This window comes from Burkholderia sp. 22PA0106, assembly GCF_047497155.1.
Lineage (GTDB): Bacteria > Pseudomonadota > Gammaproteobacteria > Burkholderiales > Burkholderiaceae > Burkholderia.
This window is the reverse complement of sequence record NZ_CP163162.1, coordinates 2,792,886-2,819,400: the sequence shown is the minus strand read 5'-3', so window position 1 is coordinate 2,819,400 and position 26,515 is coordinate 2,792,886. Positions and strand designations below refer to the sequence as shown.

25 protein-coding genes are annotated in these 26,515 nt (G+C 66.8%); 12 read left to right on the top strand and 13 right to left on the bottom strand.

Going from position 1 to position 26,515, the window contains the following annotated elements:
- Positions 1–159 precede the first annotated feature (159 nt).
- Entirely contained in the window at positions 160–648 is a 489-nt protein-coding gene (locus AB4850_RS12130; RefSeq protein ID WP_414440047.1) for a VOC family protein, read from the top strand.
- Positions 649–707: 59 nt separating this feature from the next.
- Here AB4850_RS12130 and AB4850_RS12125 read toward each other — a convergent pair whose 3' ends face one another.
- Positions 708–1,604 (bottom strand): LysR family transcriptional regulator, encoded by an 897-nt coding sequence (locus AB4850_RS12125; RefSeq protein ID WP_414440046.1) that lies wholly within the window; start codon positions 1,602–1,604, stop codon positions 708–710.
- 121 nt (positions 1,605–1,725) lie between these two features.
- Here AB4850_RS12125 and AB4850_RS12120 point away from each other — a divergent pair, with 121 nt between their 5' ends.
- Together AB4850_RS12120 and AB4850_RS12115 are read left to right on the top strand one after the other, a co-directional pair.
- A complete protein-coding gene (locus AB4850_RS12120) occupies positions 1,726–3,201 on the top strand; it encodes a M20 family metallopeptidase (protein WP_414440045.1) in 1,476 nt (491 codons plus the stop codon).
- Between the two features lie 70 nt (positions 3,202–3,271).
- On the top strand, positions 3,272–4,573 hold the full coding sequence (locus AB4850_RS12115) for an MFS transporter (RefSeq protein ID WP_414440044.1): 1,302 nt from the start codon (positions 3,272–3,274) through the stop codon (positions 4,571–4,573).
- 23 nt (positions 4,574–4,596) lie between these two features.
- Here AB4850_RS12115 and AB4850_RS12110 read toward each other — a convergent pair whose 3' ends face one another.
- Positions 4,597–5,451, bottom strand: a complete 855-nt coding sequence (locus AB4850_RS12110; RefSeq protein WP_414440043.1) for an alpha/beta hydrolase — start codon at positions 5,449–5,451, stop codon at positions 4,597–4,599.
- Positions 5,452–5,597: 146 nt separating this feature from the next.
- Here AB4850_RS12110 and AB4850_RS12105 point away from each other — a divergent pair, with 146 nt between their 5' ends.
- The 3 genes from AB4850_RS12105 to AB4850_RS12095 all read left to right on the top strand — a co-directional run bounded on the left by AB4850_RS12105 (position 5,598) and on the right by AB4850_RS12095 (position 8,087).
- A complete protein-coding gene (locus AB4850_RS12105) occupies positions 5,598–5,750 on the top strand; it encodes a hypothetical protein (RefSeq protein WP_414440042.1) in 153 nt (50 codons plus the stop codon).
- An 877-nt stretch (positions 5,751–6,627) separates the two neighbouring features.
- Complete coding sequence (locus tag AB4850_RS12100; protein ID WP_414442019.1) at positions 6,628–7,488, top strand: MurR/RpiR family transcriptional regulator; 861 nt, start codon at positions 6,628–6,630, stop codon at positions 7,486–7,488.
- Positions 7,489–7,823: 335 nt separating this feature from the next.
- A complete protein-coding gene (locus AB4850_RS12095) occupies positions 7,824–8,087 on the top strand; it encodes a YodC family protein (protein WP_414440041.1) in 264 nt (87 codons plus the stop codon).
- Between the two features lie 382 nt (positions 8,088–8,469).
- Here AB4850_RS12095 and AB4850_RS12090 read toward each other — a convergent pair whose 3' ends face one another.
- On the bottom strand, positions 8,470–8,796 hold the full coding sequence (locus AB4850_RS12090; RefSeq protein ID WP_414440040.1) for a superinfection immunity protein: 327 nt from the start codon (positions 8,794–8,796) through the stop codon (positions 8,470–8,472).
- 135 nt (positions 8,797–8,931) lie between these two features.
- The gene (locus AB4850_RS12085; RefSeq protein ID WP_414440039.1) at positions 8,932–9,324 is read right to left on the bottom strand and encodes a rhodanese-like domain-containing protein; all 393 of its coding nucleotides are present in this window, start codon (positions 9,322–9,324) and stop codon (positions 8,932–8,934) included.
- Between the two features lie 105 nt (positions 9,325–9,429).
- Between AB4850_RS12085 and ftrA the strand changes: the two genes are divergently transcribed.
- The 3 genes from ftrA (at position 9,430) to AB4850_RS12070 (ending at position 12,560) form a co-directional block, all read left to right on the top strand.
- Positions 9,430–10,386, top strand: a complete 957-nt coding sequence (gene ftrA / locus AB4850_RS12080) for a transcriptional regulator FtrA (RefSeq protein WP_414440038.1) — start codon at positions 9,430–9,432, stop codon at positions 10,384–10,386.
- Positions 10,387–10,743: 357 nt separating this feature from the next.
- Positions 10,744–12,195 carry a M20/M25/M40 family metallo-hydrolase gene (locus tag AB4850_RS12075; protein WP_414440037.1) on the top strand — a complete coding sequence of 484 codons (1,452 nt, stop codon included), beginning with the start codon at positions 10,744–10,746 and terminating at the stop codon, positions 12,193–12,195.
- 143 nt (positions 12,196–12,338) lie between these two features.
- Positions 12,339–12,560 (top strand): DUF1653 domain-containing protein, encoded by a 222-nt coding sequence (locus AB4850_RS12070; protein ID WP_414440036.1) that lies wholly within the window; start codon positions 12,339–12,341, stop codon positions 12,558–12,560.
- Positions 12,561–12,605: 45 nt separating this feature from the next.
- Here the strand turns inward: AB4850_RS12070 and AB4850_RS12065 are convergent, their stop codons facing one another.
- A complete protein-coding gene (locus tag AB4850_RS12065) occupies positions 12,606–13,820 on the bottom strand; it encodes a winged helix-turn-helix domain-containing protein (protein WP_414440035.1) in 1,215 nt (404 codons plus the stop codon).
- A 705-nt stretch (positions 13,821–14,525) separates the two neighbouring features.
- Between AB4850_RS12065 and AB4850_RS12060 the strand changes: the two genes are divergently transcribed.
- Together AB4850_RS12060 and AB4850_RS12055 are read left to right on the top strand one after the other, a co-directional pair.
- The gene (locus AB4850_RS12060; RefSeq protein WP_414440034.1) at positions 14,526–14,759 is read left to right on the top strand and encodes a FitA-like ribbon-helix-helix domain-containing protein; all 234 of its coding nucleotides are present in this window, start codon (positions 14,526–14,528) and stop codon (positions 14,757–14,759) included.
- Positions 14,746–15,165 carry a type II toxin-antitoxin system VapC family toxin gene (locus AB4850_RS12055; protein WP_414440033.1) on the top strand — a complete coding sequence of 140 codons (420 nt, stop codon included), beginning with the start codon at positions 14,746–14,748 and terminating at the stop codon, positions 15,163–15,165. Before AB4850_RS12060 ends, AB4850_RS12055 begins: the two co-directional genes overlap by 14 nt.
- 27 nt (positions 15,166–15,192) lie before the next feature.
- Here the strand turns inward: AB4850_RS12055 and AB4850_RS12050 are convergent, their stop codons facing one another.
- Entirely contained in the window at positions 15,193–16,590 is a 1,398-nt protein-coding gene (locus AB4850_RS12050; protein ID WP_414440032.1) for an MFS transporter, read from the bottom strand.
- A gap of 367 nt (positions 16,591–16,957) precedes the next feature.
- On the opposite strand from AB4850_RS12050, the gene treA reads away from it, so the two are divergent.
- A complete protein-coding gene (treA, locus tag AB4850_RS12045; protein ID WP_414440031.1) occupies positions 16,958–18,652 on the top strand; it encodes an alpha,alpha-trehalase TreA in 1,695 nt (564 codons plus the stop codon).
- A gap of 205 nt (positions 18,653–18,857) precedes the next feature.
- Here the strand turns inward: treA and AB4850_RS12040 are convergent, their stop codons facing one another.
- The 7 genes from AB4850_RS12040 to AB4850_RS12010 form a co-directional block, all read right to left on the bottom strand.
- Positions 18,858–19,262, bottom strand: a complete 405-nt coding sequence (locus tag AB4850_RS12040; RefSeq protein WP_414440030.1) for a winged helix-turn-helix domain-containing protein — start codon at positions 19,260–19,262, stop codon at positions 18,858–18,860.
- A gap of 515 nt (positions 19,263–19,777) precedes the next feature.
- The gene (locus tag AB4850_RS12035; protein ID WP_414440029.1) at positions 19,778–20,140 is read right to left on the bottom strand and encodes a DUF3564 family protein; all 363 of its coding nucleotides are present in this window, start codon (positions 20,138–20,140) and stop codon (positions 19,778–19,780) included.
- Positions 20,141–20,441: 301 nt separating this feature from the next.
- A complete protein-coding gene (gene hpaR, locus AB4850_RS12030) occupies positions 20,442–20,882 on the bottom strand; it encodes a homoprotocatechuate degradation operon regulator HpaR (protein ID WP_414440028.1) in 441 nt (146 codons plus the stop codon).
- A gap of 261 nt (positions 20,883–21,143) precedes the next feature.
- The gene (locus AB4850_RS12025) at positions 21,144–22,238 is read right to left on the bottom strand and encodes a porin (RefSeq protein WP_414440027.1); all 1,095 of its coding nucleotides are present in this window, start codon (positions 22,236–22,238) and stop codon (positions 21,144–21,146) included.
- A 173-nt stretch (positions 22,239–22,411) separates the two neighbouring features.
- Complete coding sequence (locus AB4850_RS12020) at positions 22,412–23,479, bottom strand: ABC transporter ATP-binding protein (protein WP_414440026.1); 1,068 nt, start codon at positions 23,477–23,479, stop codon at positions 22,412–22,414.
- Positions 23,472–25,241 (bottom strand): ABC transporter permease, encoded by a 1,770-nt coding sequence (locus AB4850_RS12015; RefSeq protein WP_414440025.1) that lies wholly within the window; start codon positions 25,239–25,241, stop codon positions 23,472–23,474. Before AB4850_RS12015 ends, AB4850_RS12020 begins: the two co-directional genes overlap by 8 nt.
- A gap of 122 nt (positions 25,242–25,363) precedes the next feature.
- Positions 25,364–26,482: an ABC transporter substrate-binding protein gene (locus tag AB4850_RS12010; protein ID WP_414440024.1), complete on the bottom strand. Its 1,119-nt coding sequence runs from the start codon at positions 26,480–26,482 to the stop codon at positions 25,364–25,366.
- Positions 26,483–26,515 lie beyond the last annotated feature (33 nt).

Sequence of the window (26,515 nt, the reverse complement as noted above, 5' to 3'; positions counted from 1 at the left end):
GGCTATCCACTGGCGGGCCTCCACGATAGCGGAAAATTCTTTCACGGCGATGTCGATTCCGGCCGCCGTCGCGCGTCGTGGAGGCATGAGCGCGAGTTCGCGCCTTCCGCCGCGCCGCCGGCCGCCGGCCGCAGTCCTTTCCACCCAAGGAGCCGCATCATGTCCGCCCAAGCCCAGTCCGCCGTCAAGCCGATCCCCGAAGGCATGCACACGCTCACGCCGCACCTGATCTGCCGGGGCGCGGCCGATGCGATCGCGTTCTACCAGGCCGCGTTCGGCGCGCTCGAAACCAGCCGGCTGCCCGGCCCGGACGGCAAGCTGATGCACGCCTCGCTGCGGATTGGCGATTCGGCGCTGATGCTGACCGACGAAATGGAAGGCTGCGGCGCGCTCGGCCCGCAGCGGCTGAACGGCACGCCGGTCACGCTGCACTTGTACGTGGAGGACGTCGATGCGGTGGTGGCGCGTGCCGTCGCGGCCGGCGGTACGCTCACGATGCCCGTCGCCAATATGTTCTGGGGCGACCGCTATGGCCAGTTGACGGACCCGTTCGGTCATCGCTGGTCGGTGGCCACGCATCAGCGCGATCTGACGCCCGAGCAGATCCGCGAGGGGATGGCACAGTGCATGCCGCCGCAATCGGCCTGACGCCCTGAGCGAGGCACCGGGCGAGGCACATCGTGGCCGCGGTGCGTGGCCGCCGCCCGTTACACCTCGCCCAATTCGCGCTTCAGCACTGCCAGCAGCGCCTTTACCACCACCGGCAAACGCCGTTCGCGCATCGTCGTGACTTCGAGCATGCGCTGGTTCAGCAGCGGCTCGTCGATCGGCCGCGCGATCAGCGCCTTGCCGCCGCCCCGCCCCTTGAGCGACACCTCGCTGCCCAGCGTGATCGCGCCGGTCAGCGCCGCGAACGCGTGGAGTGCCGCCGAATTGTTGCTCGACAGCAGCGGCTCGATCCGCACGCCGCGTGCCGAGCAACACAGATCGAACAACTGGCGCACCGTGGTGCTGCGCTCCAGCAGCGCGATCGGGTAGGCCTGCAGATCCGCGAGCGTGAGGCTGTCGTGCGAGGCGAGCGGGTGCGACGGCCCGAGCAGCGCGCGCACCGGCATGTTGACCGCGTACTCGACATGCGACGGCGAAGCGCTGCCGCTGGAGAATGCGATGCCGATGTCCACCTCGCCGGTCGCCACCCAGTGCTCGACCTGCGCCGGCGTGCCCGCGCGCAGCACGTAGCGCGCGTTCGGTGCGCCCACATGGTGGCGCGCGAGCACGCCGGGCAGGAACGAGCGCGTGAAGCCTTCGGTGCACGCGATGCGTACCAGGCCGCTGCCTTTTGTCGCGCCGGCCGAGATTTCACCCATCACGGCGTCGGCTTCGAGCAGCACCCGTCGCGCGTGGTCGGCCAGCAGTTCGCCGGAGCGGGTGAGCACCATGCCGCGCGGCATCCGCTCGAACAGCGACACGCCCAAATCCTGCTCCAGCTTGCTGATCTGGCGGCTGATCGCCGATACCGCCACATGCAGCGTTTCCGATGCCGCGGCCAGCGAACCGGTGCGCGCGACCTCGACGAAATACTTCAGCGCGATCCCGTGCAGCATCGTCGCCCTCCTTGCGTTGCCATTTCGGCAAGTCTAAGCGCATTTTTTGAAATTGTTGAGAATTAATGGCGTTCCTAGACTGGCCGAACTTCCTCTTACATCAGGATCGCAAGGAGACCCCATGACAGCCGGCCACATCCCCTCCAGCCCCCGCCAGCAAGCGATCGAGCGCGCGCTCGAACATTACGATTCGGGCCGTCTGCTCACCGACCTGACGCGCCGCGTCGCATTTCGTACCGAAAGCCAGAACGCCGCGCAGGCCGATGCGCTGCAGGCCTACCTGAGCGACGAAATCGCACCCGCGCTGGCCGCGCTCGGCTTCACGTCGCGGCTGGCGGCCAACCCGGTGACGGCGCGCGCGCCGTTCCTGATCGCCGAGCGCATCGAGGATGCCGCGCTGCCGACCGTGCTGACCTACGGCCATGGCGATGTCGTGCGCGGCCACGACGACCAGTGGCGCGCGGGCCTCGCGCCGTGGACGGTCACGGTCGACGGCGATCGCTGGTACGGCCGGGGCACCGCCGACAACAAGGGCCAGCACTCGATCAATTTCGCCGCGCTGGCGGCCGTGCTCGACGCGCGCGGCGGCAAGCTCGGCTTCAACGTGAAGGTGATCTTCGAGACCGGCGAGGAAATCAGCTCGCCGGGGCTGGACGCCGTGTGCGCGGCCGAGCGCGGCGCGCTCGCGGCCGACCTGTTCATCGCCTCCGACGGCCCGCGCGTGTCGGCCGAGCGCCCGACGCTGTTCCTCGGCTCGCGCGGCGGCGTGACGATCGAGCTGACGGTGGCGCTGCGCGACGGCGGCCATCATTCGGGCAACTGGGGCGGCGTGCTGCGCAACCCCGGCACGGTGCTCGCGCACGCCATCGCCAGCATGATCGACCGGCGCGGCGTGATCGCCGTCGAGGGGCTGCGGCCGCCGCCCGTGTCCGACGCGGTGCGCCGCGCGCTGGCCGATATCGAACTCGGCGGCGATGACAACGCGCCGGCCATCGACCCCGACTGGGGCGAACCGGGCCTGACGCCGACCGAGCGCGTGATCGCCTGGAACACGCTCGAAGTGCTCGCGTTCCGCACCGGCAACCCCGACGCGCCGGTCAACGCGATCCCGGCCATGGCGAAGGCCACCTGCCAGTTGCGCTACGTGGTCGGCACCGATGCCGAACACGCCGCCGCGCACCTCGACGCGCATTTCGCGAAGCATGGCTTCGACGACGTGCAGGTGCGCGTCACGCAGAGCGCCACCGCTACCCGGCTCGATCCCGAAGATCCCTGGGTGGACTGGGCGCTGGCCTCGCTGTGCGCTTCCACCGGCAAGCGGCCCGCGCTGTTGCCGAACCTCGGCGGCACCGTGCCGAACGACGTGTTCGCCGACACGCTCGGCCTGCCCACCTTGTGGGTGCCGCATTCGTATCCGGCTTGCGCGCAGCACGCGCCGAACGAGCATCTGCTCGGCTCGGTCGCGCGCGAGGCGCTCGGCGTGATGGCGGGCCTCTGGTGGGACCTCGGCGACGACGCGCCGCGCATCGTCGCCGCGCGCCGGGCTGCTGCTGCCGACGGGCTTGCCGCGTCATCCGCCAGCGTGCCGCTCGCGTGATGCGCGCCGCGCCACGTCACGCGGCGCCCACCGCCGCGGCCTCCGTTCCCGTCAACCGATCGAGCGCCTCATGAACCCGACTCCGCTTTCCACTCCGCCCGCGCGCAAACCGTTGAGCCTCACGCAGATCGTCGTCGCGACCTCCGCCGGCAATGCGCTCGAATGGTTCGACATCGCGATCTACGCGTTCTTCGCGATCTACATCGGCAAGCACTTCTTCCCGGCGACCAACGAAACGGCCTCGATGCTGCTGACGTTCGGCTCGTTCGGCGCGTCGTACCTGGTGCGCCCGATCGGCGGCGTGGTGCTCGGCGCCTATGCCGACCGGCGCGGCCGCAAGGCGGCGCTGATGGTGTCGGTCATGTTGATGATGATCGGCACCGGCATCATCGCGTTGATTCCCACCTACGCGAGCATCGGGCTGGCCGCGCCGCTCGGCGTGTTCGCCGCGCGGTTGATCCAGGGCTTCTCGGCCGGCGGCGAATTCGGCGCGTCCACCGCGATGCTGATCGAGCATGCACCGCATCGGCGTGGCTTCCTCGCGAGCTGGCAGTTCGCCACGCAAGGCCTCGCGACGCTGCTGGCCGCATCGTTCGGTTTCGGATTGGCGAAGCTGTTGTCGCCGGCCGATCTGGCCGAGTGGGGGTGGCGTGTGCCGTTTTTCTTCGGCTTGCTGATCGGGCCGCTCGGGCTGTACCTGCGCCGTTTCCTGGAGGACGCGCCTGCGTTCACCGAAGGCGTGCGAACCGAAACGCCGGTGCGTGACGTGTTCTCGAAGCAGAAGAAGATGGTGTTGATTTCGATCGGCGCGCTGACGGTATCCACGGCCGTCAACTACATGCTGCAATACCTGCCGACGTTCGCGATCCGCGAGCTGCATCTGCCGGCCTCGGCCAGCTTCGCGGCCACCATGGCCGGTGGCGTGATCCTCACCGTCGTCACGCCGTTCGCCGGCCATCTGTCCGATCGCATCGGCCGCCTGAAGCAGATGACCGTGGTGGCGGTGCTGTTTCTGTCGAGCGCGTATCCGGCGTTTTCGTATGCCGTGTCGCACGGGTCGGTGCCGGCGTTGTTCGCGCTGGTGGGTTGGCTCGCGCTGCTGAAGTCGATCTACTTCGGCGCGCTGCCCGCGCTGATGTCGGAGATCTTCCCGGCCGCCACCCGTTCGACCGGCATGTCGGTCGGCTACAACGTGGGCGTGACGGTGTTCGGCGGTTTCACGCCGGCCATCGTCACGTGGCTCGTCAGCGCCACGGCGAACCGCAGCGCGCCGAGCTTCTACCTGATGGCCACCGCCATGATCAGCCTCGCCGCGCTCGCGTCGGTCAGCCGCCTGCGGCCACCGAAGCTCGATCGGGCGGTGGCGGCCTGAGCGGCCGCGAGCGCGGCCTGCCGTCAGCCTTGCATCATTGCGATCACAGCTTGCGACAGCGGATGGCCTTCCTCGCCGAGCCGGTCGATCGCGCCGAAGTGATGGCCGTCGCGCTGGCGCACGATCTGCACGTCGAGGCCGTGCGCGTTCAGCCGCGTCTGGTATTCGGCCTGCAGGCGGTGGAACTCGTCCGTTTCGTCGCCGCCCACCGTCAGGATGAACGGCAGCGACGCGGCCGGCAGGTGAAATTTCGGGCTGTATTGGGCCACTTCGCGCGCGTCGAGCCGCACCGCTTCGTTCAGATAGGACAGCCGGATCGGCTCCAGATCGTAAAGCCCGCTGAGCGCGCACGCGCCCTTGACGATATCGGCCGGTACCTCGTACGGCGCCCAATCGAGGCTGGCCAGCACGCCCGTCAGGTGGCCGCCGGCCGAGCTGCCCGATACGAAGATCGCGTCGCGATCGAAACCGAGCGCGTCGGCATGGCGGTACAGATGCGCGACGGCGAGCGCGTTGTCGCGCACGATGTCGCCCATTCGCACCAACGGCGCGAGCCGGTAGCCCACCACCGCCACGTTGAAGTTCGCCGCCAGATACGGCCGCGCGACAAAGCTGAAATCCGATTTGTCGAGCGACTGCCAGTAGCCGCCGTGGATGAACACCAGCACGGGGCGCCCGCGATCGCGCGCGGGGAAGAAATCGAGCGCCTGCATGTCCGCCGTGCCGTAACGCACTTCTTCATGCACCGCGTGCTCGCGGCGAAACGTGGCGCTCGTCTTGGCCCAACGATCGAAGATCGCCGGATGATCGGGAATGCGCACGCGCATGTTGTATTGCTTGTCGAGTGCGGCTTGATCGAAGCTGCGGTAAACCAGCATGTTCCACCTCATTGGAAACTGTTAGGGGAGCGCAGAGTATGGAGCGCGCTTCACGTCGCAATTCATCGGCGACGTGCGATGGTCTGTGCGAGCGCAAATAACCCTCTCGATGAGGCGATGCCCTGTTCTGCAGGGAAAAAACACTGTTGCGCGAGCTGATCGTGTTGGTGGTCAGGATGCCGGTGGACTACCGCGACCAGGGTCGTGATGGCCTGGCCGTCGAACTGCTGTTCCAGGCATTTCGCCCGCTCCGGATCGAACCGCTGCATCGGCTGCTGGATCGTCGCGAGGCCACCTAGGCCACCGACGCGTTCGACACCTGCCGTTTCTGCAACGTCGCGTGATAAACCGTGTCGGATCAATGCCTTGCGCCGCAGACGCGCAGGTAATCCACAAGTTTGCCAACAGAATCTGTGGACAACCTCGGTTGCACCTTGACGAGGCAGGCACTGCCACATTCGTGACGTATGAGAAAAAAGATAGCGGGATCAACGGTTTGGGGCGTATTGCCCGAAGAAATCCACAACGTTGCCAACAAAAATTGTGGACAACCTGGGCGGTCGGCGGCGCCAAGGATCGGGCCGGTTTCAGGCGATGCAGCGGGTGATGCGCGGGATGGATGGGGGGCGTCGGGATCGCCCGGCAGGCCTGGCAAGCCGGGCGGCAACCGGTTGCCTGCGCAACCAGCAGGCTGGCCGACTGTTGATTGGAAACGCTTTTTTCTCGATGCGGCTGTCGAAACCGGTCGCCGGACCGGTGTGAAAGCCGCTGCCCAAACCCGGCATTTTTGAAAATATCTCTATCGAATCAAGGTATTGGCGAGAAGCCAGAAAGGATATCCACAAGCTTGCCAACAAAATCTGTGGACAAGATGGCCTGCGGCGCGGCGCCTGCCAAAACCGTCTTTCACGAGAAAAATCTGATGTTATTCAAGGGATTGGAAAAACCATGCGCAGGTCATCCACAAGCTTGCCAACATTTTCTGTGGATAACCTTCAGGCTGGGTGTGTCGGACACGTCGAGGAACGTCGAAATCGTTTCCAGCACCTTGGCCTTCACCTCGCGATGCGGCACGTGTCCGCCGCCGGGATCGCCGCCATCTGGTGGCCGGCAGCGCGTCGGCAGCCGTGCCCGGCCCGGTGTACCATGGGCGCCCGTTTTCCGCCCCTCGCCACGATGCCTGCCGATTTCGACGAACTCGCCGCCCTGATTCGCGCGCAATTCTCCGAGCTGAGTCCGCAGTTCCAGGTGGGCGCGGCGTTCCTGATCGACCATCCGGACGAGGTGGCGGTGTCGTCGATGCGCAAGGTCGCGCAGCGCGCCGAGGTGCAGCCGGCCTCGCTCGTGCGGCTCGCGCAGCAGTTCGGCTTTCCCGGCTGGAACGAGATGCGCGACCTGTTCGTGGCGCGCGTGCGCACGCGCCCCGCGCCGATGACGCAGCGCGCGCGCTCGCTCGTCAAGCCGGGCGGCAAGGCGGCGCTCGCGCACGATCTGCTCGCGGCCCAGCAGCAGAACCTGAGCGGCACGGCCGCACAGAACGCGCGCGCGCTGGCGGACGCGGCGAAGCTGATCCGCCGGGCGCAGCAGGTGCATGTGGCCGGCTTTCGCTCGTGCTACCCGGTCGCGTTCGGTTTTGTCTACGCGTATCGGCTGTTTCGCCCGACCGTCGCGCTGCTGGCCGGCGTGGCCGGCTCGCTCGACATGGAACTGCGCGCGATCTCGAAGCAGAGCGTGACGGTGGTGGTCAGCTTCGCGCCGTATTCGGCCGAGGCGACGCGCGTGGCGACCACCGCGCGCGACCGCGGCAGCAAGGTGGTGGCGATCACCGACAGCGCCGTGTCGCCGATTGCGCTGCTGGCCGACCAGTCGCTGCTGTTCGCGCACGAGAGCCCGTCGTTCTTCCCGTCGCTGGTGGGCGCGCATGCGCTGGCCGAGGCGCTGGTCGCACAACTGCTGGCGCTCGAAGGTGGCGAGGCAGTGGCTGCGCTGGCGCGCGCCGAAGCGGATCTGCACGCGCGTGGTGCCTATTCGGTCTGAAACCGGGAATTCGATACCGGTAACCGGCCACAATAATGTGCAGATATTCGAATCGGCGGTTTTCAGCCCGATTGCAGCGCAATAATCGGATCAAAAAATTCGCGATTCGTTTAAATAAAAGTTTCAAAATCGGCTCAATCGAACGCACGGTAAATGATCGTGTCGACAGCTTCGAGAGGCTTTGCTGGCAAGGCTGACAGGTAAGCGAACGCTTTTCTGAAATCGCGCAGAAGAAAGCAAAAAAGATTTCTTGTCTCGGTTTATTTTCGTTGATAGTCTGCTGCAAACCGGTAAGCCGTCGGCTAACCGGAAAGCGACTTTCGAGAGGCCGGGTCATGACAACAGCACACGATATTCGCGTCGCGTCGCCGCGCATCGGCGACGTCGTGACGCTCAAAACCGGCGGTCCGCGCATGACCGTCACGTTCGTCGGCGCGGCCGGCGGCGAAGCCTGGCTGACGTGCCAGTGGTTCGATATCGGCGGCGATTTCTGCCAGCAGCGCTTTGCGTTCGACGAGGTGGTGCGCGAGCCGACCACCATCTCGGCCGGCCGCGCGAGCCTGCGCAGCTTCGGCATGCACGCCGGCTTTGCGTTTTGAGGCGGTTCCGCTGAACTGAACATGCGGTATCCAGGCCGGCATCGGCCTCGATACGTCACGTACCAATACGCCACGCGCCCGGAAACGGGCGCGTTGTCGTTTACGTGGTCGATCGAGGCAACGGATGCGGTGTGAGCATCGACGAAGGCAGGCGCCGCCGGCCGAGCCGCACGCGTAATGCGGCGGCTCGGCCGGGCAGGCCGGATCGTTCTGGTGATGCCAGGCGGAATGCGCGGACAGGTGACGCGGGGCGGGTGCTACGCGGTCGGGAACGCGGGGTGATCCGGGAGCGGCAACAAGCGACTGCGACTGCGGGTGAGACGTGCAGCGGCGTGAAGGCGGACGCGGGCTGATCGCTGCGTCGGCCAGCCGTTCGGCTGGCTCAGCGCGATTCCTGCTTTTCGACCCAGGCTTGCTGGAGCGCGACGCGGCGTTGCACGCGATCGACCAGGCCGGACTGGAACGTGTTCATGCTGATCGAGTGGCGGGTCTGGACGATTTTGACGGCCAGGTTCTTCGCCGGGTTCGGCAGCCGTGCCCAGTAGAGCGTCATCAGCCAGCCGATACCGGTCCAACCGAACAGGGCGTTGAACAGCGCGAGGGTCAGCTTGTCGTGACGGCCGCGACGGTCGGCGATGATCGCCGGCAGAAAGTAGAACGCGATCGCGATTACGGCCCCGACAATCTGAAACAGGATTTTCATCTGCATGGGAGCAACTCCTTCCGTGTTGCAGTGCGACGAAGGCAACTGCAGTGGGACGGATTGTCGCGCTTTTTCAGATGTTGTGCAGGAAACTGATTGTTGCGTTTCCCGTCACGGTGCCTGTCGACCCCTCGTCCGGCATTAATCCGTCACCAATTCGAAACCTTCGTCGTACCATCCCGTAATCCCGCCAGGCATAAGCTTGACAGGCCGTTCGAGGCGAGCCAGACGGATCGCCGCGCGGGTCGCGCCGTTGCAATGGGGGCCAGCGCAATAGGTAACGAATATCGATCCGATTGGAAAATCCGATAGCTTCCCTTCGATGATCTTGCGGTGCGGAAGATTGATGGCGCCCCGGATATGTCCGGCGGCGAATTGTTCCGGGCTGCGAACGTCGAGCAGCACGAAATCGGTCTGGCCCGATTCGATCGCGTGATGCACGTCCCAGCAATCGGTTTCGAAGCGCAGCGACGCGGAAAAGCGTTCGAGCGCGGTGGCGCTGTCGGCGGCGGGGATTTCGGTGACGTAGGACATGAGGGTTCGGTCTCCTGGGGAAAAACGGTGTCGGAGCCATCAGTATCGCGGTGCGGCGGTTTTGCCAACAGTGGCCAGATCGACAAGTTCCGGTAACATCGCGCCATGCACAATCATCTCGTCGTCGCGCTGGCTTACGACCGCCTCTGTACCTTCGAATTCGGCTGCGTCGTCGAGCTGTTCGCGCTGCAGCGCCCGGAGCTGGAGGTGGACTGGTATCGCTTCGCCGTGTGTGCGGCCGAGTCGGGGCCGATCCGCGCGGCGGGCGGCATCACGATCGCCGCGCCGTACCGGCTCGCGATGCTCGATCGTGCCGACACGATCGTGATCCCGGGCTGGCGCGATCCCGAGGAGCTTCCGCCCGAGCCGTTGCTGCGCAAGCTGCGCGCGGCCCACCGGCGCGGCGCGCGGCTTTGCTCGATCTGTTCGGGGGTGTTCGTGCTGGCGGCGGCCGGCGTGCTCGACGGGCTGACCGTGACCACCCATTGGCGCTATGTCGAACGGCTGCGCGCGCGCTATCCGTCGCTGAACGTGAATCCCGATGCGTTGTACGTGGACGAAGGCGCGATCGTCACGTCGGCCGGCTCGGCGGCGGGCCTCGACATGCTGATGCACCTGGTGCGGCGCGACCATGGCAGCGCGATCGCCAACCGCGTTGCGCAGCGGCTCGTGCTGCCGCCGCATCGCGACGGCGGGCAGGCGCAGTTCGTGCCGCGGCCGGTCGCGCCCGACGGCCAGGATCGCCTCGCGCGCCTGATCGACTGGATGCGCGAGCACGCCGCCGAGCCGCACACGCTCGCGTCGCTGGCCGAGCGCGTGGCCATGAGCCCGCGCACGCTGCAGCGGCAGTTTCGCGACGCCACGGGGCTGGCGCCGTATGCGTGGCTGATCCGCGAACGGGTGGGCGTTGCGAAGGAAATGCTGGAGGCGAACCCGGCGCTGCCGCTCGCGCAGCTCGCCGCGCTGGCCGGCTTCGGCTCGGAGGAATCGCTGCGCCGCCATTTCCGGCGCATCGCGGCCGTCAGCCCGGCGGCTTACCGGCGCGGTTTCGACGCGAGTTAGCGGGCGGCGGTGGCCGAAGGCGGCAGGCGGTTCGGGCCGATTCCGGCGCATCGCGGCCTTCGGCCCGGCGGCTTACCGGCGCGGTTTCGACGCGAGTTAGCGGGCGGCGGTGGCCGAAGGCGGCAGGCGGTTCGGGCCGATTCCGGCGCATCGCGGCCTTCTGCCAAGCGGCTTGCCGGCGCGGTTTCGACGCGAACTAGCGGGCGGCGGCCGACGCGGGCAGCACGCGATTCGGGCCGATCCCGGCGCGACCAGCGCGGCCGTGCTCGCCGGCTTTCGTGGCGCCCGCCTCCGCCGCGCACCACCCCATCGGCGCTATCATCGACACTTTCGTCCCCACCGGTTTCCCTCACGACCATGACGACTGCCGCCGATACCGCCATCGATCACGATCGCCTCGACGATTTCATCGAACGCAAATGGAATGACGAGATCATTCATCAACTGACCGACTACATCGCGATCCCCGCCAAGAGCCCCGCATTCGATCCCGCCTGGGATGCGCACGGCCTGCTCGAACGCGTGGTGGTGGATGCCGCGCGCTGGGCCGAGCGGCAACCGGTGCGCGGGCTGACGGTGGAGATCGTGCGCCTGCCGGGCCGCACGCCGGTGATCTTTTTCGACGCGCCGGCCACGCGCTCGGGTACCCGCGACACGATCCTGCTCTACGGCCATCTCGACAAGCAACCCGAATTCGACGGCTGGCGCGCCGACCTCGGCCCGTGGACGCCGAAGTACGAGGGCGGCAAGCTCTACGGCCGTGGCGGCGCCGACGACGGCTACGCGATCTACGCGAGCCTGACCGCGCTGGCCGCGCTCGACGCGCAGGGCATCGAGCGGCCGCGCTGCGTCGGCCTGATCGAAACCTGCGAGGAATCGGGCAGCTACGATTTGCTGCCCTACGTGGATGTGCTGCGCGAGCGGCTCGGGCAGGTCGGCCTGGTGGTGTGTCTCGATTCGGGCGCGGGCAATTACGATCAGCTCTGGCTGACCACCTCGTTGCGCGGGCTGGTGTCGGGCGACCTGCAGGTGGAAGTGCTCGACGAGGGCCTGCATTCGGGCGTGTTCGGCGGCATCGCGCCGTCGAGCTTCCGCATCATGCGGCAACTGTTCGAGCGGCTCGAGGATGCGGCCACCGGCAACCTGCTGCCGCAGGTGTTCCATTGCGAAGTGCCCGTGAGCCGGCTGCGCGAGACCGATGCGGCGGCCGGCATTCTCGGCGATCTGGTGTGGAAGGGTCTGCCCTGGGCCTGCGGCCAGGACGGCCGCCCGGTGCTGCCGACCACCACCGATCCGCGCGAGGCGCTGCTCAATTCGACGTGGCGGCCGTCGCTGGCCGTGACCGGCGCGGCCGGCCTGCCGCCGCTGGAGAACGCGGGCAACGTGTTGCGTCCGAAGACGGTGTTCAAGCTGTCGCTGCGGCTGCCGCCGCTGGTCGATGCAGTGCAGGCCGTGCAGGAACTGAAGCGCCTGCTCGAACTCGACGCGCCCTACAACGCCAAGGTCACGTTCCGCCCGGACCCGGGCGCAGCCACCGGCTGGAATGCGCCCGAGCTCGCGCCGTGGCTGGCCGATTCGCTCGATGCCGCGTCGCGCCGCCACTTCGGCGCCGACTGCGCGTACATGGGCCTCGGCGGCACGATCCCGTTGATGAACGTGTTGCAGGCCGGCTTCCCGAAGGCGCAATTCATGGTGTGCGGCGTGCTCGGGCCGAAGTCGAACGCGCACGGGCCGAACGAATTTCTTCACGTGCCGTACGCGAAGAAGTTGACTGCGGCGGCGGCCGATATTATTGCCGCGGTGCGTTGAGGCACGCCGCCGTGTGTTGAGGCGCGCCGATGTACGCCGCCGTGCATCGAGCTATGCCCATGTGGATGGCGGTGCGATGCCGAAATCGCTCCGGCAGCGCGGCGCGCCTACAATACGCGCTTTCGATTTTGCGGAGCACCGTCATGACCGAGCAGGAAGCCGAACAACTTGCGACCCACCGCCATTACAAGGGCGGCCTCTATCGCGTGGTCGGCGTCGCGCGCCATTCCGAAACCGAGGAATCGGTGGTCGTCTACGAACACCTGTGGCCGCATGCGCGCGGCCTGTGGGTGCGGCCCGAGACGATGTTCAACGAATCGCTGGCCGACGGCACGCCGCGCTTTCGCGCGCTGAAGCAGGGCTGACGCACGACGCTGCCGCGTCGATCGTCTCGATCGCGGCGGCGGCGTTCAGCGCGCCAGCAACGCCGCCTTCAATTCGCGCGGCGCAACACCCACCGCCAATTCCGGCGTGCCGTGCCAGTCGGCGAGCTTGCGCACCGCGCGCACCACGTCGCCGATCATCCCCGCGCCGAGCCGCACGTCCGGCTCCAGATGCACCGCCTTCAGTTCGAACACGCCCTGCGCGCGATGCGCCTTGGCGTCGACGCGCCCGATCAGCCTGCCGCGATGCAGGATCGGCAGGCAGAAGTAGCCGTAGCGGCGTTTGGCGGCGGGCGTATAGCACTCGATCGTGTAGTCGAAGCCGAATAGCGTCGACGCGCGGCGGCGATCCCACACCACCGGATCGAACGGCGAGAGCAGCGTGGTGACCGAGGGGCGCAGCGTGCCGTCGTCGGCGCGCGCCAGCAGGTCGGCCAGCTCGCGATGCACGAACGCCTGCTCCTTCCAGCCTTCGACCGCGACCGGCAGCAGTTCGCCGGCATCGGCCAGCGCGTGCAGCTCGTCGCGATAGGCGCGCTTCGGCAGCCGATAGTAATCGGCCACCCAATCGGCGCGCACGATGCCGAGCGCACGGCAGGTCTGCTCCAGCAGTTGCGGCAGCACCTGTTCGCGCGAGGGCAGGTCGCGCGCGTCGTCCCAATGCGGCAGCACGCGTTCGAGCACGTCGTAGACGCGCTGGAAATTCTGACGCGCCGCCACCATCAACTGGCCGGTCGAGAACAGCACCTCCAGGTGGCGCTTCTCGGGCTTCCAGTCCCACCAGCCCGCGCCCTTCGCGCCGTCCTCGCGAACGAAATCGGACGAGCGCACCGGGCCGCCCATGCGCACTTGCGCGAGCAGCGTGTCGATCGCGTCGCGATGCGTGTCGTGCCATGCCGACGCGTATTTCCAGCCCATGCCGACCGGGTTCAGCATCTTGTGACGCATCAGCCCGAAGCTCTCGATCGGCAGGAAGCAGGCCTCGTGCGACCAGTATTCGAACAGGCTCGCCTCGGCCAGATGCTCGTCGAGCCAGCGCTGCTCGTAAGGGCCGAGCCGGCTGAACAGCACGAGATAGGGGCTGCGCGCGACCACGTGGATCGTGTCGATCTGCAGTTGCGCCATGCGGCGGATGGCGTCGAGCACGTCGGCCTTCACGGCCTTGCGGCGCGGCGGCGCGAGCAGGCCTTGCGCGGCGAGATGCAGCGAACGGGCGGTGTTGAGGGAGAGGATGGGCGACACGGACGAGCGGGGCAGGGAGCGAACGGAAGGTCACTCTAGCGCGATTCCCGGTGCTTCGCCGGGCGTGCGCGATGGTGCTGCGCATTGGGTATCGGGTCAGGCAGCGGACCCGCGAGATCGACGGAACACCGATGTTCCGTGCAGCCTGAGCCGGTCATGACACGATTCGGCCACACTTATCACAATCGTTGACACATCGGCGCGGCGAGTTTCCCTATAGTTGTTTCCACGCCGTGACAACTGATCGTCACAGGTTTTGCTCCCGACGCACATATGTCCATGGCACGCAGGGAGCGAATCCGGGCAACGCGATTCGTCGCCGAACCCGGAGAATTAATTCGCGCGGGCATCTGCCCGGCCTTCGGGCCGACGTGGATGTCCGCCGATTTCTTTTGGGCGCGTGAATGATGTGTGGTGGGTTGGGGCTGCCGTTGCCAGGCCTGCCCCGCTTTGTCCGAGGAAATTCGCGAGCTCTGCCGGGCTACTGACGACTACCTCGCGTATCGGCTCGCCGCACGACATGGCGCTACCACCACTCCGGCTGAGGATCCCAAGGCGCAGCCGCTCCAAGCCACCCTCTGCATGCAGAGATGACCTCGATCGCGCGGGGCGTGCTTGATCGAGTGGCCCCGGGCTGTGCTATCAATGCTTGCACTTCACGCTCCGAATGCTATCATTGATAGCATTTAAGGTGCGGAGCAGATCATGGCAAATCTACTGGTTAGAAATGTGGATGATGGGCTTGTCCAAAGCCTGCGCGAGCGCGCCGCAGCGCACGGACGCAGCGCGGAAGCCGAGCATCGCGAGATCTTGGCAAAGGCGCTGCGCGCGCCGCAGCGCAAAACCTTCGCCGAAGTGTTGATGAGTATCCCGAACGTCGGCACCGATGCCGATTTCGCGCGCGTGGATGATGGAGAGGCGCCGAATGTATTTGGTTGACACCAACGTCATCAGCGAGGTTCGGAAGCGAGATCGAGCGGACAAAGGCGTGACGGCCTTCTTCCGCAAGGCGGCACAGGACGATGTCGATTTGTATCTTTCGATCGTAACGATTGGTGAACTGCGGCGAGGGGTGGAGATTATTCGTCACCGTGGTGACAAGGCGCAGGCAACGCGACTCGAAAAGTGGCTCGTTGGCATACTCCAGGAGTTTGACCAGAACATTCTGGCCGCAGACGAGGAAGTCGGGCAATTGTGGGGGCGCTTGCGTGTCCCCCACCCGGAGCATGCGTTGGACAAGTTGATCGCCGCAACCGCGTTGATTCACGACCTGACCGTGGTGACGCGGAACGTCGAAGATTTCACCGGCACAGGCGCTCGCGTGTTGAACCCCTTCGAAGGGTAGCGCTGGACGAACGAAAGGCCCGCCCGATCACCCGCGCTTGCCGCGCGCGATCTCGTCGCCGGCATTCGGCGCGAGGCGCCGCGTGATCGGAATCGACGCGAACGAGCACAGCCCCACCACCAGGAACGCGGGCCAGAAATCCGACCACTGCACCGTGGGGTGGCCGCGCAGCGCCGCCGACATGTGCAGCACGAGGCCGGCCACCGTCACGCCGAGGCCCAGCGACATCTGCTGGACCACGCTGCCGAGGCTGGTGGCGCGGCCGATATCGCGCGGCGACATTTCGGCGTAGATCACCGAGTTCAGGCTGGTGAACTGCAGCGCCGGGAAGATCCCGCCGATCAGCACGATCACCCAGATCACCCACACGGCCATGCCCGGATGGAACGTGCCGTACATGATGATCGCGAGGCCGGCCAGCGCGGCGTTCACCATCAACACCTTGCGGAACCCGTAGCGGCGCAGCAGCCGTTGCGACAGCAGCCGCGAAACGGTGCCGCCCACGGCCGACGCGCAGGTGATCAGCCCCGATTCGAACGCGCTCATGCCGAGCCCTTCCTGCAGCGTCAGCGGCAGCAGAAACGGCACCGCGCCGAGCCCGATGCGGAACAGCGAGCCGCCCACCACGCTCGCGTGATAGGTAGGAATCTTGAGGAAGCGCAGCTCCAGCACCGGCAGCGTGGCGCGCCGCGCGTGGAGCACGTAGATGCCGAGCAGCAGCGCGCCGGCCACGCTCATCAGGAACGCGTCGCGCGGGCTGAGCAACGAGCCGTCGAGCATCGTCAGCCCCATCAGCAGCAGCGCCGCACCGGCCGCCGACAGCAGGAAGCCGAGCCAGTCGAGCGGGCCGGGGTTCGCCTCGTGCGTGTTCGCGATGTACTTGTTGGCGAGGTAGATGCCGTAGATGCCGACCGGCACATTGATGAAGAAGATCAGGCGCCAGTGCAGGTAGGTGGTCAGGAAGCCGCCGAGCAGCGGACCCAATGCCGGGCCGAACAGTGCGGGCACGGTCAGGTAGTTCATCGCGCGGATCAGGTCCGAGCGCGGCACGGCACGGAAGATGATGATGCGGCCCACCGGCACCATCATCGCGCCGCCCACGCCCTGCACGAAGCGCGCGAACGTGAACATCTCGAGGTTGGTGGAGGCCGCGCACATCACCGAGCCCGCCACGAAGATGCCGATCGCAGTGCGAAACACCGTGCGCGCGCCGTAGCGGTCGGCCAGCCAGCCGCAGATCGGAATGAACACGCCGAGGCCCACCACGTAGGCGGTGATCGCGATATTGAGCGTGACGGGGCTGTGACCGAAGGCGTGCGCCATCGCCGGCAAGGCGGTGACGATGATGTTGGCGTCCACCGTTTCCATGAACAACGCGCAAGCGACGATCAGCGGTGCGATGAAGGGATGGACTGCGAGCGGCATGGGGAATCGGCGCGCGGCAAAGCGGCCATTATTGCATCGAACCCGGTGCCGGCGTTAGTGGAACCGCTTCCGCGCGGCCAACTGGACGCATTGGCGCGCATCGCCGCCGATCGGGCCGCTTACGTCGCGGCGTGCGGCGGCAGTGCGGGCGGCCGTCGGCATCGTTGCATGCGAAACGAAATGCGGGGGCGTGAACGCGGCGGCCCATGCCGGCGCGGCACGCGATGTGCTAGCCCTGCTGCACTGCATCACCGGCCGGAGGGGCATGACGCGCAAAACGGGGGCGGCATGCCCGGCGCGGCCGGCGCGCGCTCGGAGCGCAGCGGGCATCATCGGGAGTCCGGACAGACAAGAAAAAGGAACGACGATGGCAGATACCCCATCGCGACACGAGTCGCTCCCCTCGCTGGACTGGCGCCATCGCGCCGGCGCCGTTTGCGTGATGGCCGCTGCGTGCCTCGCGCTGCCCGCGTGTACCGACATGCAAACCTCGCAGGGCGCGGCGGCGCCCGCCGGCGGCGCGTCGTCGACGGCCGCCGCCAACCCGCCCGAGGCCGCCGCGCCCGAACTGCAGCCGCCGAGCCAGCTCTACGGCGAGCTGTTCACGGCCGTGCAGAGCCAGCAGATCTACCCCGACCAGAAGACCTTCGTCGATTCGACGCCCGATGCCGATCCGGCCACCATCATGCGGCTCTACGCGCAGCAGAAGGACAGTCCGGGCTTCTCGCTGCGGGCGTTCGTCACGCAGCACTTCAAGCCGCCCGTCGATCAGGTCGTCACGCCGCCCGCGCATCAGACGCTGCGCGCGCACATCGACTGGCTGTGGCCGCGCCTGACACGCACCACCGACATCGCGCCGCGCTACGGCTCGATGATCCCGCTGCCGAAGCCGTACGTGGTGCCGGGCGGGCGCTTCCGCGAGGGCTACTACTGGGACAGCTATTTCACGATGCTGGGCCTGCAGGAAGCCGGCCACGAGGATCTGGTCGACGACATGCTCGAAAATTTCGCTCACCTGATCGATACGGTAGGGCACGTGCCGAACGGCAACCGCACCTACTATGCAAGCCGCTCGCAGCCGCCGTTCTTCGCGTACATGGTCGAGCTGGCCGCGAGCAAGGAAGGTAAAGGTGTCTACCAGAAGTACCTGCCCGAACTGCGCAAGGAATACGCGTACTGGATGCGCGGCGAGAACGGCACCGCGCGCGGCAGCGCGAACGCGCACGTGGTGGCGATGCCCGACGGCGCGATCCTGAACCGCTACTGGGACGCGAGCGCCACGCCGCGCGACGAGTCGTATCTGGAAGACGTGCAGACCGCGCACGAAGCGGCCGGCCGCCCGGCGCCCGATGTCTGGCGCGACCTGCGCGCGGGCGCCGAAAGCGGCTGGGATTTCAGCTCGCGCTGGCTCGGCGACGGCAAGACGCTGTCGACGATCCGCACCACCGCGATCGTGCCGGTCGATCTGAACAGCCTCATGTATCACCTCGAAAAAACCATCGTGACGGGCTGCACGGTCACGCACGACGCGGCCTGCGTGGCCGATTTTTCCGCGCGCGCCGCGCGCCGCGACGCCGCGATCAACCACTGGCTCTGGAACGCCAGCGGCTATTACGGCGACTACGACTGGCAGCTCGGCAAGCCGCGCGACGACCTGACCGCCGCGGCGTTGTATCCGCTGTATGCCGGCGTGGCCACGCCCGAGCACGCGATCGAGACGTCGCAGCACGTGCGCGACACGCTCGTGCAGCCGGGTGGGCTGGCCACCACCACCCGCAACACCGGCCAGCAATGGGACGCGCCGAACGGCTGGGCGCCGCTGCAGTGGATCGCGGTGGAAGGGCTGTCGCGCTACGGCGAACGCGATCTCGCCGACGACATCGGCCAGCGCTTCCTGAAAGGCGTGAAGGGCGTGTATGGCGGCGAGGGCAAGCTCGTCGAGAAATACGTGGTCGAGGGAACCGGCGTGGGCGGCGGCGGTGGCGGCGAATATCCGCTGCAGGACGGCTTCGGCTGGACCAACGGCGTGACGGAAAAGCTGCTCGACCGTTACGGCCAGTAGCCGATCGACGCGTCGGGCGGCAGCGTAACGTTTGCGCGGCGGCGCAGCGTTGGGGAAGGTGGTTGCGAGCGCAACCACCGTTGCGAAACGGCGGAATTCGCCGTCGATTTCGTCTCGCCCGCGGTGACGCGCGGGAACCGCTCTCTCATGCGGCGCGAGCCGGCGGCGCGCCCGGCTCGCGCCGGGTACGCCGCCTCGCGTTCGCTTACGCGAATGCGTGCGACGTGGCGGGCACGCCCGGTTGCGGGCTGCGGCGCAGCGTCGGTTCGTCGTGCGGCTCCACGTGCGTCATTGCGGCACCGAACAGCACCATGCGATAGCCGATCGAGTAGATCGGGATGATCCGCATGTTCTTGTCGCAGTCGAGCTTGAGCTTCGAGCGGATGCGCGAGATATGCGTATCGAGCGTACGCGACGACACGCCCAGTTCGCGGCCCCACACCGCTTCCTGAATCGCCTGGCGCGGCACGATCTTGTTCATGTTGTCGAGCAGGAATTCGACCACGTCGAACTCGCGCGGCGTCATGTCGAGCGTCTGGCCGTCGATCTCGATCGCGCGGCGGATGAAGTTGATTTTTATGTTGTCGATGTACAGATATTTGCAATCCATGATGGTCCTCGCAATTCGTCTGATAGGCCCCGGAGCGGAACACCTCTTACTCTGCAAAATCCAGGCCAGCGCCGCCGTGTTTAGCAGTGATGCTCGACAAATTTTAGTAAGCGACTGATTTGAAAGAGGAATCTTGATGCGACGAGGGGGGCGGCCGGGTGGGCCGGCGTGTCACGTCGTTACGCACTGAAGGTTTGTTACGTAGCAAGCCCCCGGGCGTTACGGGCGCGTAACGTCAGACGTAACGTCGAGGTTGCGTGCGGCGAAACGTTTGCGGGATTTGCGCGCGATGCTGCAACGGCAGCGTGCAATGTGGAGCCGGGGGCGCGAGCCTTGCCGGACGTGCGATGACCGAGGGTAAGCCCGGGCTGGCGGAGGGTGGCGAAGCAGGAGTCGAAACCTGGCGCGATGCGCTCGGGTTTGCATGACGTGAAAGCTTGAGGGAAGGCGGTCGTGCGAGGCGATTTGACGACGCCCGGTGCAAAGCCGGGCGTGCGAGACGATGCGCGAAGCGATCAGACGACGGTCGTGAAGCCGCGATTTTCGGCTTGCGTGGCGCAGCGTTCGACCGCTTGCAGGTGCCAGGCGCCGCGCGCCGATTGCCCGCCGAGCTGCGCGTCGCCGCGCCCGCCAGCCGACGAGCTGCCGATCACCTGATCGATCGACAGCCCCTGCAACTGGCACAGCGCCTCGCCACCGTCGGCCGCGCACAGCGCGACCGCGCCTTCCACATGCCTGACCTTCCCCCAGCGCGGCAGATCGATGCCCTGATGCGCCTCGCGCGACCAGAGCTGCTCGTCCGTGTCGACCCAGAGAACCGCGAACGATGACTGGTGCGTGGTTTGACTGCTTCCGTTGATTCGAATCGTGAGGCGCATGAGGGTCGTCTCCTGGATCGCGTGCTTTGGGAATGGAGTAAACAGTCTAGGGTCCATTCAGCTAAACGCAAGGTAGGCGCCCGATGAAATTGCCGCAACGGGAAGGCGGCCGCCATAGGTTGCCTGCATCGTCGCGTGCGTTGCGCGGCGGTTGCGTGCAAATGATGGGGAGAACGAACCGATCGAGAGGTGCGATGTCTGCTCAGTACGCCGCGATACCGAGAGTAATGCTCGGCTCTCCTGACGAATCGGCGGGCAGTGCGTGATGAGAGTGACGCGGCAGTTCGGGAAGCGGCGCCGCTCAGTTCGGCGTGCCGATCGTCAGCAGGCGGTCGAGCGCGGTATACACGTCGCGCAGGGTGTCGGTGCCGAGTTGCAGTTCGAGTTGGCGGTATTGGTCGTCGATGCGCGGCGCGATCTTGCGCACGAGTTGGCGGCTGCGTTCGGTCAGCGCGACCAGCAGGCGGCGCTGATCTTCGGTCGAGCGCATTCGTGTGATCAAACCGTCGCGTTCGAGCCGTTCGAGCACGCCGGTCAGGCTGGGGCTGAGAATGCAGCAGCGCCTGGCGATCTGCCCGGCTTCGAGCTCGCCCTTCGGCTCGCCATCGAGAAGGCGGATGATCCGCCATTGCTGCTCGGTCAGCGACACTTCCTTGAGGATGGGTCGGAAGCGGCCCATCAGCGTTTCACGGGCTTCGAGCAGCAGCATCGTCAGATTGCGATGGTCAATCGTGCGAGTCATGTAAATCGATTCTGGTGTTGCAAGCGAGGTAACAATCTTAACAGGACGAAATGTGTCCTATGCAATCTGATTTGTGGAAATTTGGCAGTCGTTGCAAGCGAAAACATGAATGAATTAAGCATTTTGCACGCAACATTGTTAAATTTCATTAGATGTACTTGCGATGTCGGTTTTGCGGATTTGGAAAAAAAGCGGCGGCCGTGAAGGCCGCCGTCGAGTGTGCGAACGTTCGTGCTGGCGCAGGCCCGCACGCGCGATGCGTCAGAAGCGCTGCTGGATGCCCACCGTCGCGCCGACCTGGTTGCCCGCGTAGCCCACCAGGTCGCGCGAGACGCTGGTGTTCTGCCCGTGTTTCGCGATCGCGAAGCCGCCCGATGCGTACAGCACCGTGCGCTTCGACAGCGCGTAGTTGGCGCGCAGCGAAACCAGCGTCGGGTCGGCGTCGGTGCCGCCCTTGAGGTCCTGGTGATAGACCGCGCCGATCAGCGAGAAGGTGGGCGTGAACTGATACGCACCGCCGATCCAGTAGGTGTCGCTCAATTGCGTGGCGCCTGCGGCGTGCAGGGTGCGACGATAGTTGCGGTAGCCGGCCATGGTCTTGAGCTTGCCGAAGTCGTAGCTGAGGCCCGCGTGGATCTGCTGTGCGTAGTTGACCGGATCGGCCGGGCTCACGCTGTCGTTCGCGCCGTTCTGGCGGTCGAACGTGACCACCGCCGCGAACGGGCCGTGCTCGTAGCCGCCGGCCACGCCGTATTTCGAGCTGGATTTCACGCTGCCCGGCGTGTTGCCGAGGCCCACCATCGCGCCGAAGCGAAAGTCGCCCAGTTCGCCGTCGTAGCGCACCGCGTTCGAGGCGCGCGTGAACAGGCCGTCCTTGCGGTTGCCGGTAGCGGTCGAACTGGTGGCCCACGAATAGTTCTGCGCATAGCCCATCGGGTCGAACGGCAGCAGATAGTCGTAGGTCACGGTGAAGTTGCGGCCGAGCGTCAGCTCGCCCCACTTGCCCTTCAGGCCCACCGTGGCGCGGCGCGCGAAGATGCCGTCGGGGCCGTCGTCGAAGCTGCCGTTGGCGATGTCGATGCCGCTTTCGAGCCGGAACACGGCCTGCAGGCCGCCGCCGAGATCCTCGCTGCCGCGCAGGCCCCAGCGCGAGGTGTTCTTCGTGCCCGAACGCAGCTTGAACGCGTCGCCGCCTTGCGGCCCGGCGTGGCTGGTGTATTCGAGGCCCGCGTCCATGATGCCGTAGAGCGTGACGGACGAAACGGCGTGCGCGGCGGGGGCCAGCACAGCCAACGTGGCGGCGAGCGAGGCGGCCAGCGCCGGGCGCGGCAGGGCGGGGCGGTGAATCGGTTTCATGACGGCGTGTCTCCAGTGTCGTGGTGTTATGGGTTTGATAAGGACTGCGATGAAATTGGAGCGATCGCCGCTGCCGGGTGTGCAGCGGTGGCGGGCGCGAAGGGCGATTGGGCGGCTGCCGTGATCGAAGCGATCAACGCCGACCAACCGCAACCAGCCCAATTCGCCCTGACTCAGCCCGCCGCTGAAAACGCCCAGCAATCGTTGGCCGGGAATTCCAGCCAGTGCGGGCCGGCCGCGCGCGGCACCTGGCCGAACGCGCGCAGGCGCAGCTCGCCGCAATGGAACAGGTATTCCCAGCGGTCGCCCAGGTACATCGACGTCACCAGCTCCGCACGCAGCCGGTTCGCGCCGGGCGCGTCGGCCACCTGCACGCGTTCGAGGCGGATCACCGCCTGCGCCTGCTGGCCCGGCGTGAGCGTGTCGCGCGCGAGCGCCTGCAGTTGCCAGCCGTCGCCGGCCAGCGTGACGGTGTCGCCGGCCACCGCATCGACGCGCGCCTCGATGCGGTTGTTGCTGCCCATGAATTCGGCGGTGTAGAGCGAGCGCGGCGCGCCGTACAGCTCGGCCGGCGTGCCTTCCTGCTCGATGCGGCCGTTGCGCAGCAGCAGGATTCGGTCCGACATCGCCATCGCCTCGGCCTGATCGTGCGTGACGCAAAGCGCCGACAGCCCGAGCGAGACGATCAGCTCGCGCAGCCACGCGCGCGCCTCTTCGCGCAGTTTCGCGTCGAGGTTCGAGAGCGGCTCGTCGAGCAGGATCACGGGCGGGTTGTAGACCAGCGCGCGGGCGATCGCGACGCGCTGCTGCTGGCCGCCCGACAACTGATGCGGATAGCGCGCGGCGAGATGGCCGAGGCCGAGCTGATCGAGCGCGGCCTGCACGCGTTGCCTGATCTCCGCGCCCGCCACGCGGCGCAGCTTCAGCCCGTAGCCGACGTTATCGGCCACCGTGCGGTGCGGCCACAGCGCGTAGGACTGGAACACCAGCCCGAGCGAGCGTTCCTCCACCGGCAGGTTGACGCCGCGCGCGCCGTCGAAGAAGGTGCGCGCATCGAGCGCGATGCGGCCGTCGTGCGGCTGTTCGAGGCCGGCCACCGCGCGCAGCAGCGTGGTCTTGCCGCTGCCCGACGCGCCGAGCAGGCACACCACCTCGCCGGCCTTCAGTTCGAACGACACGCCCTTGAGAATCGGATTGGCGCCGTAGCTGAGAAACAGGTTGTCGACGCAGAGCTTATCCATGAAGTTTGACTCCGAAACGCAGGGCCACGCCGAGACCGGCGCCGACCATGGCGATGTTGATGACGGACAGGGCGGCCACCTGATCGACCGCGCCCGTGGCCCACAGCGAGACGAGCAGCGCGCCGATCACCTCGGTGCCGGGCGACAGCAGATAGACGGCCGTGGAATATTCGCGCTCGAAGATCATGAAGATCAGCAGCCACGCGGCCAGCAGGCCGAAGCGCACCAGCGGCAGCGTCACGTCGAGCGAGACGCGCGCGCGGCTCGCGCCCACGCTGCGGCCGGCTTCCTCCAGTTCGGGGCCGACCTGCATCAGCGCGCTCTGGATCAGCCGCATGCCGTACGCGAGCCACACCACCGTGTAGGCGATCCAGATGCTCCACATCGAGTTCTTCAACTCGCGCAGCCCCGGCACGAACAGGAAGATCCACAGGAACGCGAGGCCGGCCAGCAGCCCCGGCACCGCGCGCGGCAGCAGCACCATGTAGTCGAGCAGGCGCGTGGCCCAGTCGTTGCGGCGGTGGCCCGCGAATGCGACCAGCGTGTAGAAGCCCACCGCCAGCGCACCGCCGATCACGCCGATGCCGAGCGTGTTGAGGATCGCGCGCACCAGGTTGTCCTGATCGAACAGCTCGACGAAGTTGCCGAGCGTCAGCACCTCGGCCAGCGCCACGCCCTCGCCCCAGTTCGTCACGAACGCGCGCAGCACGATGCCCGAGATCGGCACCACCACCGTCAGCGCGAGCCACAGCATCACGATCGCGAGCGCGAGCCAGCGCCAGCCGCCGAGCGGCAGCACCGTCGAGCGGCCGGCCTTGCCCTTCACCGTGACGAAGCGGTTCGCGCTCTTCAGCAGCCGGCGTTGCAGCAGCACGAGCGGGAACGTGATCGCCACGATGCAGATCGCCACCGCCGCCATCAGGTGATACGACGGCACGCCGAGCTTGTTGGTCAGCTTGTAGAGGTAGGTGGCCAGCACCAGGTGCCCTTCCGGATCGCCGAGCACGAGCGGCAGGCCGAACACCTCGAAGCCGAGGAAGAACACCAGCACGCCCGCGAACAGCAGCGCCGGCAGCGTCATCGGCAGGCTCACGTCGAGCGCCACGCGGAACGGCCGCGCGCCCGCCACGCGGGCCGCTTCCTCGACGTCCGAGCCGAGGTTGCGCAGCGCCGCCGATGCGTACAGATACACGTGCGGCACGTGCGTGAGGCCCACGATCAGCGTGATGGCCGCGATCGAATAGATGTGCCACGGCACCGTGTCGAAGCCGGTCAGTTGCTTGAACCACACCGAGTAGAAGCCCACCGGGCCGGCCGCCACCACGTAGCCGAACGCCAGCACCATCGGCGAGACGAACACCGGCGTGAGCAGCAGCGGCTCGAGCCAGCGGCGGCCGGGCAGATCGGTGCGCACCATCAGGAACGCGAGGATGCCGCCGAGCGGGATCGAGATGAACAGCATGCCGCCCGCGATCACGAACGAGTTGCGGGTGGCCGACCAGAAATCAGGATCACTGAAGATGAAGCGGAAGCCGTCGATGCCGAGCGTGCGGTTCGCATCGAAGAACGGCGCCGACAGCAGGCTCTGGAACAGGATGAAGCCGAGCGGCAGCGCCACCGCCACGGTCAGCACCGCGACGACGATCCAGCGCAGCACGCCGGCCAGCGGCTTCAGGCCGCCGCCGTGCGGGGCGGGCGTGCCCACGCCGGGGCGCGGGGGTGGCGCGGCCTTCGCGGCGCCGGGAGGACTGGTGGTGAGCATGAGTTCGCCCCTGCGGCCGCGCGGGCCGCATCGAGAGTGGGAAGGGGAGCGTGCGCGCGAACGCGCACCGGGCAGGGCGGCCGGGCCGCTGTGTCAGGCCCGGCGCGGCTCGAGCGCATGAATCAGCGCTTGATCGCGGCCTGCCATTGCTTGAGGAACGCGAGGCGCTTGGCCTGGTCGAGATAGACCAGCAGGCCCGCGCCGATCTGGATCGGCTTGAGCGAGGCGCCGAGCGTCTGGGTCAGCGCCGTCATCGAGGTTTCGCCCGTGACGTCGGAGCGGATCGAATACAGGTTGGCCTGGTTCGCGATCAGCGTCTGGCCGCGCTGCGAGAGCAGGTAATCCACCCACAGCCGCGCCGCGTTCGGGTTCTTCGCCTGCTTCGAGATGGTGGCGAGCCGGCTCACGACCTGCGTGTAGTCGCGCGGCAGCACATAGCCGATCGATTTGTCCTTCTTCGCCTTTGCGTAGGCATACGAACCGATGATGTTGTAGCCGATCAGGTTCTCGCCCGACGAGATCCGCTCCATCATCGCGCCGGTGCTCGATTGCAGCTTCGGCCCGGTCGCGCCGATCGCGCGCACCAGGTCCCAGGTGACGGTTTCGTTGACGTGCGCGTCCTGCGTCAGGTAGTTGAAGCCCACGCCCGATTTCTCGATGTCGTAGGTCGTGACCTTGCCCTTGAAGCGCTCGGGCTGCGATTGCAGCAGCTTGATCAGTTCGGCGCGCGTCTTCGGCACTTCGTTCTCGGCGATCAGGCGCTTGTTGTAGACGATCGCGAGCGGCTCGAACGTGGTGCCGTAGGCCTGGCGCTGGTAGTGCGCCCAGGCGGGGATGTTGGCGGCTTCGGGCGAATCGTAGGCGGCCATCAGGCCGTCGTTGACGAGCTTGACCTGGAGATCCATGGCCGAGCTCCACAGCACGTCGGCGCTGGTGCTCTTCGCCGCGTTCTCGCTGATGTAGCGGTTGTACAGCTCGGTGCTGTTCATGTCGTTGTATTCGACCTTGACGCCGTACAGGCTTTCGAAATCCTTGATCAGCGGGCGCACCAGGCTGGTGTCGGTGGTCGAGTAGACGATCAGCTTGCCTTCCTGTCTGGCCGCGTCGATCACGCCCTGGTAGTTACCCGGATAGCCGGCCGGCGCCTGCGCGGCGGCGTTGCTCGCGGCGAGCGCCGACGCCAGGGCGAGCGCGGTGAAAGCGGTGAGCGTGGCCATTGCGCCGGACTTTGCATGCAGCATGTCTTCCTCCAGATGCCCGCCGACGGGCGGGAC